Genomic DNA, 11,416 nt, shown 5'->3' on the forward strand with positions numbered 1-11,416 from the left:
ACCCACACCACCCCAGAACAAGCCTTCACCGCCCTCCGCGGCTACGCACGCGCCCACCACATCAAACTCACCACCCTCGCCCAAGACATCGTCGACGGCAACGCCAACCGCGACACCATCCTCGACCACAACACCTGACACCACGACCGCACGCCGCGGCATCGGCGCAGGAAGCTCGTCCGGCACCGTGGCCGACGCCGTCATCGGCAGCTACCGCCGGGCGCCGCTGACGAGTGCAGCACCGTACGTCGGCGCCGCGTCCGCAGAGAGGTGTCGACCGTCAGTTGGCCTGTGTGCCGCCGGGCTTGGGCACGACACTGCACACGCAGCCGCGGTCGTGGTGTCCCACCATGGTGGCGGTGCAGAACCGCGCGGCGATCTGGTCATGCTCGGCCCAGGGATGGGCGCACGCGGAACAGGCGAGCGATGTCTCGCCGCCGGGTACGGTGGTGTTCGGATGCGTGTGAGTCGTAGCCACGTCTACTCCCGCTCGTCCTGTTCAAGCTCGGATCTAGCGGTGTCGGACTCACCGGGAGACTCGCGAAGGTTCGCACCCTACAGCCTACGCGTACCAGGCAAAATCGCTCGACGACGGCACCCCGAGCCACGGGCCGCCGGCTCGTCGCGACCCCGAAGGTCCACACAGGACACCGAGAGGTACTTTCTTCGCACACAACCATTTGCCCACTGTGGACTGTTGCCACCGGTGGACGCCGTCGAGCCCGGAAGCTCACGAATGGGTGCCGGGAACCGCGCGATGTTTCAACGGCACCAAGGGATTCGGCTTCATCGCACCCGCCGGCGCGGGACGGAGCCGTTCGTGCACCAGTCGCCGCCACGGGACCACTAGCCCCACGGTCTCGTGGAGTGCCAACTGGTTGAGTTCGAGGTCGGTAGGGGTCGGGAAGCGACGCCGGTCACACGGGCGAGCCGCTCATGGGCGGCCCGCGGACGACTGGTCTCAGGCCGCCGACCGACGCCCGCTCGTGCGCCGCGGCGCTGCCTCGGCGTCGTGCTGCGGACCGGCGGCGGGCACGGGCTCGCGGAACAGGTTCTCATGTGCCATGTGACCGGCTGGTGCGTCGCTCTTGGTCTGCTCGGCGAGCGGATGGCTGAACTGGACGCCGGCAGGCTGTGTGTTGGTAATGGTGGATGTCCTTTCAAACGGCAAGTAGGCGCTGCGGCACAGCGAGTGGGTGCGCGTGTGGCACTCTCGTTTCGGGATGACGCGGAATCAACGTCGCGTCGAACACGCCTCAGCTGAACTTGAGCCTACACCCGGTTCCCCGAAACCGGCGACCATTAGCTGTCTTTCAGCGCGCCGCTCGCCCGGTGCCCGCGGACGACACCGCTTCGCCGGTGGCCGTGACACACCGTGTGCGGGGAAGCCGTGGCGGACGCCGACCGCCCCGTGTTTCTCGAGTGGACCTCGGTGGCGAGCCTGCCCCGACAGGCCGCAGAAACGCCGAGTCGGCAGATCCCGGGCTTGTCAACGGGATCTGCCGACTCGATGAAACATGCTGTCCGGGCGATGCCCGGACCAGGTCACAAGGGGGTGACAGCGGTTGCCTGGGGGCCCTTCTGGCCCTGGCCCACGGTGTACTCCACGCGCTGGTTCTCCTCCAGGGACTTGAAGCCACCGCCCTGGATCTCCGAGTAGTGCACGAACACGTCGCCGGAACCGTCGTCCGGCGCGATGAAGCCGAAGCCCTTCTCGGAGTTGAACCACTTCACAACGCCCTGAGCCATACTGTGTCCTTCAACAAGTTGGAAACGGAACACCGCTCATGCGGCGGTCCGGGTTGTCTGCAACGGACCGTTCCGCCAACCTGGAGAAACGTGCACGCCCGCAACAAATCGTTTCGCGAGCGCGCGTTAACACGAACACAAAACAAACGACCTCGTCCAGCCTACACGATGTCGGCCGCCGCTGTAACCGAGCGGTGGCGCCCCGTAGATGACGACCGTGCTCAGTGGACGTTCGAGGGGGCTGACCCGCTGCTCGACGCCGGGAACCGGCCCGCGACGACCGTGGATCGGCTGGTAGAGTCGATGGTGTCGACGGCTAGTCGCATGCCGGCAACAGAGCCGGTCTCGTCTTCGGCCTACCGAGCCCAGGTCACCGTGCTGACCGGGAGGACGGAAGCGCCACCATCTCATCGGCTCCGCGAAACGTCGCCGCCGACCCGTTCCGGCCGACGCGTCGACGCGGTTGGCCGTGTGCGCCCGGCACCCCCGCGCACTCTGCTCGAACCGTCGGGCAGCTGTCTCTACGCCTACGGGAATGAGCACGTCATCACAACTTTTTCGCACCCGCCCCGAGATCCCTCGAGGCGCTGGCCGCGGGCGACGCCCGTGGCCTCGCCACCCAGGGGCCGGTGATCGGCGTGACACGCCTGGAGAGAGCGGCAGCCAGATGATCGCCGGCACCGCGGCCCGAACGCTGTCCACCGACCGGCTCACCCTGCGTCCATGGCAGGTCGAGGACGCGCCGGCGGCCCTGAAGATCTACGGCAACCCCGACGTCGCACACCGGCTGAGCCCGGCCATGGACCGGGTGGACAGCCTCGCGACCATGCGGATACTGCTCCAGCAGTGGATCGCCGAGGACGCCCGGCTGACCGCGCCCGCCGGCAGGTGGGCCATCGAACACACCGGTGACCGGCGCGTCGTCGGCGGCGCCATCCTGCTTCCCCTCCCCCCGGGCGGTGAGGACCTCGAGATCGGCTGGCACCTCATCCCGTCCGGGCTGGGCGACCAGTACGCCCGCGAGGCCATGTTCGCCCTCGCCTCCTGGGCGTTCAGCCACGAGGTCGACGAACTGTTCGCGGTGGTCCGCCCCGAGAACAAGAACACCGCCGCGACCGTGCGGGAGAACGGCATGCAATGGGTCGGCGAGACCACCAAGTACTTCGGCCTCGACCTGCAGGTGTTCCGGCTGAGGCAGGCCGACCTGGACCGGAGCGCACCGACCGGCCACCGGCCACCGAACCACGAGTGATCGACAGGAGCACGATGACCCCCAGCCCCCGGTCCTTGTTCGACGATGCCCGCACCCGAGCGGGAGAGGAACGTACCGACCTACAGCGGCGAGCCGTGCGGACCGTCGCCGGCAACGCCCGTGACCGCGACGACTTCATCGCGATGCTGTCCATGCTCGGTCTGGAGGACCCCGTGCACCGGACCGTGCCCCTGAGCCGGCGACTCGCCGTCTACGTCCACCAGGTGGCGGCCGCCGTCGGCGTGCCGGCCGAGGCCACCGGACACGAGGTGACCGACACGGCCACCGCGTACATCGGCCTCGACCAACGCGCCGGCCACCAGCCCGGCCGCGACCTGATGCTCGTGTGGGACGAACGCCTCGGCTGGTACATCGCGGTGGAGACGACCCCCACCGAGCCCCCGGAGGTCGTCGCCTACCTCGACGGCGACGCCGTGCCGCCACCCGCCGAGGTCGCCCGCTTCGTCGCCGACGCCGCCGCCGGCGGCCGCGTCACGAGGATCCGGCCGGTGCTGCCCCCCGCCGAACGCACGGCGCTCGCCGACAGGATGGCCGCGGTCTGCGGACGCGGCTGAGCCGTCGCCCAGGTGGGCGGGGGCCTGCCCGCCCACCCGTGCCGCTCACCAGGTCGAGTTCGTCAGCCCGGTGCCGATGGTGACGTCGTCGAAGTCGTCGCCGTCGGGGTCGTCGCTGTAGGTCATCGTGATGCGGCCGAAGGGGTCCACCGCGAGCGCCGGCTGGGTCTGGCGGCCGGTGGCGACCGTGTTGGCACGCAGCCTGGGCTGGCGGCCGTTGCCGGTGCCGTCCGGGTTGAGGCCCTGGACGTAGACGTCGTCGTTCTCGGTCCAGTAGACGACCGCGTCGCGCTGGTCGTCGATGCCGACCTGGGGGTCGTTGCCCGGAATGAACGCCTCGGCCGGCGCCGAGCCGGTCGCGGTGAACGAGCGGACGCCGAGCTGGTCGCCACCGAGGTGGTCGGTCTCCCAGCCGACGACGAAGTCGCCGTTGAAGTCGGCCGCCACCGTCGCGTTCTCCTGCTGTCCGTCGGTGGCCTGGTTGGCGACCCGCTTCGCGAGCTTCACGGCGCCGGTCGGCGTGAAGCTCGCCAGCCCGACGTTGTAGAACCCGTTGGCGTCGATGTCCTCGTCCCACACCACGATCGCGTTCCCCGCGGCGCCCATCGCGACGTCCGGGTGCCGGTTGGTGCCGCCCGTCGCATGCACCTGCTTCTCGTAGGCCTTCGCCGTGATCGAGTCGTACCCGGACAGCCGGACGGTCGGCTGGGCGCCGTCCTGCTGGTCCTCGAACACGACCGCGAAGCCCGGCCCCTCCGGGTTGACCGCCACCTCGGGGTTGAGCTGTTGACCGGCCGCCGTGGCGTTGGCCGTCGCCGACCCGGTGTCGGCGCCCGCGGCGCTGTAGGTCTGGACGCGGATCTGGTAGTACCCGTTGCCGTCGTTGTCGTCGGCCCACACGACGACCACGCCGCCGTCCGGGCGGACCGCGACGTCGGGCTGCACGTGGGACCAGTTCCCGGTGCCGCCGGGCGAGACCTTCTTCTCCCACGACGAGGTGCCGTCGCGGTACAGCCGCGCGTACACCTCGGTGTGCACCGCGTCGCCGGGGTTGGTGGCGTCGCGGTCGTCCTCCCACACGACGGCCGTGTAGCCGCCCCGGGAGGTCGCGACCGACGGGTTGTCCTGGTCGCCGGTGCTCGTGGTGTGGACGGGGGCCCACGTGACCGTGCCGTCCGCCGACGCGGGCGCGGCGAGCAGCACGAGAGTGCCCACAGTGGACAGTGCGGTGATGATCGTGCGTCTCATGCCGTTCCGTCTCATGGGTTCTGGAGGCCGGGGTTGCCGGCCTGGATCACGTAGCTCTTCTCGGTCCGGACCGGGTAGTCGCGCACGGAGACCTTGTCGACGACCCGGAAGTCGACGCTCATCTGGGTCGGCGTCGTGACGGTGCGGACGTAGCCCCGCAGGTTCTTGTTGAACTTCACGTGCGGGTTCAGGCTGGACGTGCCGTCGCTCGCGGCGTTGCCGTCACCGCCGGAGGTGATCGACGTGGTCACCAGCTCGGTGCCGATCACCCGGTCCTGGCCGGCGTAGTTGTTCATGATGTTGGCCGCCCAGTGCTGGTGCACGTCGCCGGTCAGCACGACGGTGCTGGTGTTGCCCCGTGACTGCCAGCCGTTCTGGATCCGCGTGCGGTTGGCGGTGTAGCCGTCCCAGGAGTCCATGCTCTTCGCACCGTCCGAAGAGGACAGCCGCTGCGCGAAGAACACCTGCTGGCCGATCAGGTCCCAGGTCGCGAGATGCTGGCCCATGCCGTCGAGCAGCCAGCCCTCCTGGGTCGCGCCGGTGATCGTGCGGGCCGGGTCGTCGGCCTCGGGGCAGACCTTGGTGCCGTCGCCGCAGGCCTGGTCCATGCGGTACTGGCGGGTGTCCAGCATGTGGAAGGTGGCGAGGCTGCCCCACCTGAGCCGCCGGTAGAGCTGGAGGTCCGGGCCGTTCGGCGCCTGCGCGGACCGCAGCGGCATGTGCTCGTAGTAGGCCTGGTAGGCCGCCGCGCGCCGGGTCGCGAAGTCGCCGGCCGGGGTGTCGTTCTCCCGCACCATGCCCGCGTAGTTGTTCTCGACCTCATGGTCGTCCCAGACGACCACCCAGGGCGCGGCGTGATGTGCGGCCTGGAGGTCGACGTCGGCGCGGTACTGGCCGTGGCGCACCCGGTAGTCGGCGAGGGTGGTGATCTCCTTGGCCGGGGTGTGGGCACGCACGTCGGCGGCGCCGCTCTCGTAGATGTAGTCGCCGAGGTGCAGGATGAGGTCGGGGTGGTCCTCGGCCATCCGCCGGTAGGCGGTGTAGTAGCCGTTCCCGAAGTGCGCGCAGGACGCGAAGAGCATCGTGAGGGCCGGGCTGGTGCCGACGGCGGGGGCGGTGCGGGCGCGGCCGACCGGGGAGATCTGCCCGTCCACCCGGAAGCGGTACCAGTACTCGCGGCCGGGCTGGAGGTTGGCGACGGTGACGTGCACGCTGTGCGCCGAGGCCCGCACTGCGGTGGCGGTGCCGCTCGCGACGACGGTGCCGAAGAACTGGTCGGAGGCGACCTGCCACTCGACACCCACCGGGTTGTCCGGCATGCCACCGAACCCGTCGAGGGCGAGCGGGCTGGGCGCGAGCCGTGTCCAGAGCACGAAACCGTCGGCCGACGGTTCCCCGGACGCGACCCCGAGCATGAACGGATAGGCGGCCGCGGCGGCACCGGCGGACCGGAAGGCGACCAGACCCGCCCCGGTCCCGACAACCCCGCCGAGCAAGAACGTTCTTCTACGCAGGGACATGGAAACGTTCTACGACAAGATGATGCACGAAACACCATCTAATGAGTTAATCACCAACAAATGCCTCGCAACGGCCGAATGTCACTCCCCCAACAAGCCGAACCGCTCGTCTAGGCTCCGGGCATGCCGGACGCGCAGTACGAGGACCTGCTCCGCCACGTGCTCGACACGGGCGCCCGCAAGGGGGACCGCACCGGCACGGGCACGCGGTCGATCTTCGGGCACCAGCTGCGCTACCGGCTGTCCGACGGCTTCCCGCTGGTCACGACCAAGAAGGTGCACTTCCGCTCGATCGCCTACGAGCTGCTGTGGTTCCTGCGCGGCGACGCGAACGTCACCTGGCTGCGGGAGAACGGCGTCACGATCTGGGACGAGTGGGCGGCACCGGACGGCGACCTCGGCCCGGTCTACGGCGTGCAGTGGCGGTCGTGGCCGACCCCGGACGGCGGGCACATCGACCAGATCGGCGAGGTGCTGCGCACGCTGCGCGAGGACCCGGACTCGCGGCGGATCATCGTCTCCGCGTGGAACGTCGCCGACATCCCGCGGATGGCGCTGCCGCCGTGCCACGCGTTCTTCCAGTTCCACGTCGCCGACGGCCGGCTCTCCTGCCAGCTGTACCAGCGCAGCGCGGACCTGTTCCTCGGCGTGCCGTTCAACATCGCGAGCTACGCGCTGCTGACGCACATGATCGCCGAGCAGGTGGGCCTCGGCGCCGGCGACCTCGTCTGGACCGGCGGCGACTGCCACATCTACGACAACCACGAGACCCAGGTCCACACACAGCTCGCACGCGAGCCAAGGCCGTTCCCCACCCTGAGCCTGAAGCCGGCGGACAGCCTGTTCGACTACACCTACGAGCACATCGTGCTCGACGGCTACGACCCGCATCCCGGCATCAGGGCACCGGTGGCGGTGTGATCGGGCTCGTCTGGGCACAGTCGGCGAACGGCGTCATCGGCCGCGACGGCGTGCTGCCGTGGCACCTGCCGGAGGACATGCAGCACTTCCGCTCCCTGACCTCCGGCGCGGCCGTGCTGATGGGGCGCCGCACCTGGGAGTCGCTGCCGCCGCGGTTCCGGCCGCTGCCGGGCAGGCGCAACCTCGTGCTGTCGTGCACGCCGCAGGAGGGCGCGGAGACGTTCCCCGACCTGCCGCGGGCGCTCGCCGCGGTGTCCGGGGACGTATGGGTGATCGGCGGTTCGGCGGTGTACCGGGCGGCACTGCCGTTCGCGGACCGGATCGAGGTCACCGAGATCCAGGAGTCCTTCGACGGCGACACGCACGCGCCGGACGTCGGGCGCGCGCCGGACTCCGTCGGGGCGTGGCGGGAGTCGTCGACCGGGCTCCACTACCGGTTCCTGACCTGGATCCTCTTGCGACAGTCCACTTAGCTCGGCTCGGCCGGCGGGGGATCGCCGCCGTGCTCCCCGGTCCCCCAGTAGTCATCCAGTCGCCGTTCGATCTGCTGGCGGCAACCCGAACACAGGATCCCGCCCGGCCCCGCAGGTTGCACACCGCACTTCCCGCACAGGCGCGTGTCCGGCACAGCCACCAACTCCCCACCCGGTCCCTTGTGGACGGAACACCCGACCCGCGGCCCATGCTAGCCCCCACCCTCGCCCAAGGGTTCGATTCCGGCGGCGAAGTCGCAGGTCACGAAGTCGATCTGTGACCAAGTCGGCATCCTGGCCGGCTTGGCTTGACTTCGATCTTCCGTCCACTTGATACTCATGAACACATGTTCGAACGCCGGCTTCCCACGGCGACTCGGTGGGGAGTGGGTATCGGTGGGGTTCAACAGCGGCGGTCGGACGTGGGTGGAGCTGGAACAGGCGCTCTCGGGCCAGGTCGGGGCACCGGCCGGCGATGGTGGGGACAGCCCGGCGTGGTCACGCCGCCGGGAGGGCTACGCGGGCCCACCACCGGACCTGGCCGGCCGGTACATGAGCGACGACCTCTGCGGCGGGGGTGTCCGGGTGCCGTACGCGGAGCTGCACGTGCATTCGAACTTCAGCTTCCTCGACGGGGTCAGCCAACCCGAGGCGTTGGTGGAGGAGGCCGCGCGGGCGGGGCTGGACGCGATCGCGCTCACCGACCACGACGGCATGTACGGGGTGGTGCGCTTCGCCGAGGCCGCGCGTGAGCTGGGGATGCGCACGGTGTTCGGCGCCGAGCTGTCCCTGGACCTTCCCGGGCCGCAGAACGGTGTGCGGGACCCGGTCGGTCAGCACCTGCTCGTGCTGGCGCGGGAGCTGGAGGGCTACCGGCGGCTGTGCCGGGTGATCAGCAACGCCCACCTCCGCGGCGGCGAGAAAGGCCGCCCGGTCTACGACCTCGACGAGGTGGTCGAGGAGCTGCGGGGGCACGCGGTGGTGTTGTCCGGCTGCCGCAAGGGCGCCGTGCGGCGGGCGCTGGTCACCTCGGGTCCGGACGCCGCCTACGCGGAGGTGTTCCGGTTGCGTGAGTGGTTCGGCCGCGACCACGTGGCGGTGGAGCTGATCGACCACCAACTCCCCCTCGACTCCCGGCACAACGACGTGCTGTTCGAGATCGGGCGGGAGCTGCGGGTGCCGGTGCTCGCGTCCAACAACGTGCACTACGCCCAACCCGGCCAGGGCCGGCTCGCCGCCGCCGTCGCCGCCGTCCGCGCACGCAGCGACGTGGAGGACATGGACGGCTGGCAACCACCCGCACCACTGGCGTTCCTGCGCACCGGCGAGGAGTTGGCGCGGATCTTCGGCCGCTACGGCAACGTCGTCCAGCAGGCCGCGACGATCGGCCTGGACTGCGCCTTCGACCTCACCCTCGTCGCCCCCGACCTGCCGCCCTTCCCTGTCCCCGATGGGCATACCGAGGTCACCTACCTGCGCCGCCTGACGTGGGAGGGCGCGGCCCGCCGCTACGGTCCGCGCGAGGAGAACCCGAAGGCCCACGCCCAGCTCGACCACGAACTGAGGATCATCGAGGCGCTGAACTTCCCCGGCTACTTCCTGGTCGTGTGGGACATCGTGGACTTCTGCCGCCGCAACGACATCTACGCCCAGGGCCGCGGCTCCGCCGCCAACTCCGCGGTCTGCTACGCGCTGGGCATCACCAACGCCGACCCCGTGAAGTGGAACCTGCTCTTCGAGCGTTTCCTCGCCCCCGAACGCGACGGCCCACCCGACATCGACGTCGACATCGAGTCCGACCGCCGCGAGGAGGCAATACAGTACGTCTACGCCAAACACGGCCGGCGTCACGCCGCCCAGGTCGCCAACGTCATCACCTACCGCGCCAGATCCGCGGTCCGCGACATGGCCAAGGCGCTCGGCTACTCCCCCGGCCAACAGGACGCCTGGGCCCGCCAGATCGACCGCTGGGGCCCGGTCGCCAAGGCCGAGCCCGGGGAGGAACATCCCATCCCCCAGGACGTCCTGGCCTTCGCCGCACAGATCGGCGACGCACCACGACACCTCGGCATCCATTCCGGCGGCATGGTCATCTGCGACCGGCCGGTCGCCGAAGTCGTACCCGTCGAACACGCGCGGATGAAGGACCGCACGGTCCTGCAGTGGGACAAGGACGACTGCGCCGCCATCGGCCTGGTCAAGTTCGACCTCCTCGGTCTCGGCATGCTGTCGGCCATCCACTACACCGTCGACCTCGTCCGCGAGCACGAGGGCGACGAGGTCGACATCGCGCGGCTCGACCTCGCCGACCCCGCTGTCTATGACATGCTGTGCGCCGCCGACGCCGTCGGAGTGTTCCAAGTGGAGAGTCGCGCACAGCTCGCCACCCTCCCCCGCCTGCGACCGCGCGAGTTCTACGACCTAGTCGTCGAGGTGGCGTTGATCCGCCCGGGCCCCATCCAGGGCGGCTCCGTGCATCCCTACATCCGGCGCCGGGGCGGCGAACCCTGGCGCCACGCCCACCCCAGACTCGCGGGCGCGCTGGACCGCACCCTGGGAGTGCCGCTGTTCCAGGAACAGGTCATGCAGATGGCCGTCGACGTCGCCGACTTCACCCCCGCCGAGGCCGACCAACTCCGCAGAGCCATGGGCGCCAAGCGCTCCCGCGCCAAGATGGCACGCCTACGCGCCCGGTTCTACGACGGCGCGGCCACGAACGGGATCACCGGAGACCTGGCCGAAACCATCTACGGCCAGATCGAGGCGTTCTCCGGCTACGGCTTCCCCGAGGCACACAGCATGTCCTTCGCCCTGCTCGTCTACGCCAGCGCGCACCTCAAGCTCTACCACCCCGCCGCCTTCTGCGCCGGCCTCCTTCGCGCCCAACCCATGGGCTTCTACTCCCCCCAGTCCCTCATCGCCGACGCCCGCCGCCACGGCGTGGCGATCCTGCGCCCGGACATCAACCGCAGCCTCGCCCACGCCACACTGGAACCCCACCCGGCCAGCACCGGCGACGTGGCCGTCCGCCTGGACCTGGGCACCATCCGCCGACTGGGCTCCGAGACCGCCCAGACCATCGTCGACGAACGCGACACCCACGGCCCGTACCGGGACATGGCGGACCTGGGCCGCCGCACCCAACTCACCGAACCCCAACTCGAAGCCCTGGCCACCGCGGGCGCGTTCCACCCCTTCGGCGTCGCCCGTCGCGAAGCCCTGTGGCAGGCAGGCGCCATCGCCCGCGACCGTCCCCAGTACCTCCCCGGAACCGCCACCGCGGGCCAAGCCCCGTCCCTCCCCGGCATGACCGCCATCGAGCTGACGGTCGCCGACGTGTGGGCCACCGGCGTCACCCCGGACCGCCACCCGGTCGAGTTCCTCCGCGAGCACCTCGACCACCTGGGCGCCCTATCGACTGCCGCGGTCGCCGAAGTCCCGGACGGCACCCGCATCCTCGTCGGTGGCGCCGTCACCCACCGCCAACGCCCCGCCACCGCGGGCGGCATCACCTTCCTCAACCTCGAGGACGAGACCGGCATGCTCAACGTGGTCTGCTCACCGGGACTGTGGCAGCGCCACCGGCGGGTGGCCAGGCTGGCGCCGGCGATGCTCGTGCGGGGCAAGCTGGAGTTGGCCGACGGGGTGGTCAACCTGGTCGGCGAGCACCTCGCCGAG

The 11,416-nt window shown here is 70.2% G+C and carries 9 protein-coding genes; 5 read left to right on the forward strand and 4 right to left on the reverse strand.

What is annotated here, in order from left to right; all coding sequences use genetic code 11:
- Window positions 1-280: 280 nt before the first annotated feature.
- Complete coding sequence (locus VET29_RS18370; RefSeq protein ID WP_324921826.1) at window positions 281-478, reverse strand: RGCVC family protein; 198 nt, start codon at window positions 476-478, stop codon at window positions 281-283.
- Window positions 479-1,545: 1,067 nt separating this feature from the next.
- Complete coding sequence (locus VET29_RS18375; RefSeq protein ID WP_324921828.1) at window positions 1,546-1,749, reverse strand: cold-shock protein; 204 nt, start codon at window positions 1,747-1,749, stop codon at window positions 1,546-1,548.
- 667 nt (window positions 1,750-2,416) lie between these two features.
- Here VET29_RS18375 and VET29_RS18380 point away from each other — a divergent pair.
- Complete coding sequence (locus VET29_RS18380) at window positions 2,417-3,001, forward strand: GNAT family N-acetyltransferase (protein WP_324921830.1); 585 nt, start codon at window positions 2,417-2,419, stop codon at window positions 2,999-3,001.
- Between the two features lie 14 nt (window positions 3,002-3,015).
- Window positions 3,016-3,576, forward strand: a complete 561-nt coding sequence (locus VET29_RS18385) for a DUF6292 family protein (protein WP_324921832.1) — start codon at window positions 3,016-3,018, stop codon at window positions 3,574-3,576.
- 45 nt (window positions 3,577-3,621) lie between these two features.
- Here the strand turns inward: VET29_RS18385 and VET29_RS18390 are convergent, their stop codons facing one another.
- Both VET29_RS18390 and VET29_RS18395 read right to left on the reverse strand, forming a co-directional pair.
- Window positions 3,622-4,824 (reverse strand): hypothetical protein, encoded by a 1,203-nt coding sequence (locus VET29_RS18390; RefSeq protein WP_324921834.1) that lies wholly within the window; start codon window positions 4,822-4,824, stop codon window positions 3,622-3,624.
- An 11-nt stretch (window positions 4,825-4,835) separates the two neighbouring features.
- Window positions 4,836-6,344 carry an alkaline phosphatase D family protein gene (locus VET29_RS18395; protein WP_324921836.1) on the reverse strand — a complete coding sequence of 503 codons (1,509 nt, stop codon included), beginning with the start codon at window positions 6,342-6,344 and terminating at the stop codon, window positions 4,836-4,838.
- Window positions 6,345-6,467: 123 nt separating this feature from the next.
- Between VET29_RS18395 and VET29_RS18400 the strand changes: the two genes are divergently transcribed.
- The 3 genes from VET29_RS18400 to VET29_RS18410 form a co-directional block, all read left to right on the forward strand.
- Window positions 6,468-7,265, forward strand: a complete 798-nt coding sequence (locus VET29_RS18400; protein ID WP_324921839.1) for a thymidylate synthase — start codon at window positions 6,468-6,470, stop codon at window positions 7,263-7,265.
- A complete protein-coding gene (locus VET29_RS18405; protein WP_324921841.1) occupies window positions 7,262-7,738 on the forward strand; it encodes a dihydrofolate reductase in 477 nt (158 codons plus the stop codon). The genes VET29_RS18400 and VET29_RS18405 overlap by 4 nt, the downstream gene beginning before the upstream one ends.
- 396 nt (window positions 7,739-8,134) lie before the next feature.
- The coding region (locus VET29_RS18410) for an error-prone DNA polymerase (protein WP_324921845.1) at window positions 8,135-11,416 on the forward strand (3,282 nt) is incomplete at its 3' end.

It is taken from the genome of Actinophytocola sp. (assembly GCF_035634895.1).
GTDB lineage: Bacteria > Actinomycetota > Actinomycetes > Mycobacteriales > Pseudonocardiaceae > Actinophytocola.

Coding starts and splice junctions, on each gene's coding strand:
- VET29_RS18375 (WP_324921828.1), bottom strand. CDS start 1,749: ATGGCTCAGGGCGTTGTGAAGTGGTTCAACTCCGAGAAGGGCTTCGGC.
- VET29_RS18380 (WP_324921830.1), top strand. CDS start 2,417: ATGATCGCCGGCACCGCGGCCCGAACGCTGTCCACCGACCGGCTCACC.
- VET29_RS18385 (WP_324921832.1), top strand. CDS start 3,016: ATGACCCCCAGCCCCCGGTCCTTGTTCGACGATGCCCGCACCCGAGCG.
- VET29_RS18390 (WP_324921834.1), bottom strand. CDS start 4,824: ATGAGACGCACGATCATCACCGCACTGTCCACTGTGGGCACTCTCGTG.
- VET29_RS18395 (WP_324921836.1), bottom strand. CDS start 6,344: ATGTCCCTGCGTAGAAGAACGTTCTTGCTCGGCGGGGTTGTCGGGACC.
- VET29_RS18400 (WP_324921839.1), top strand. CDS start 6,468: ATGCCGGACGCGCAGTACGAGGACCTGCTCCGCCACGTGCTCGACACG.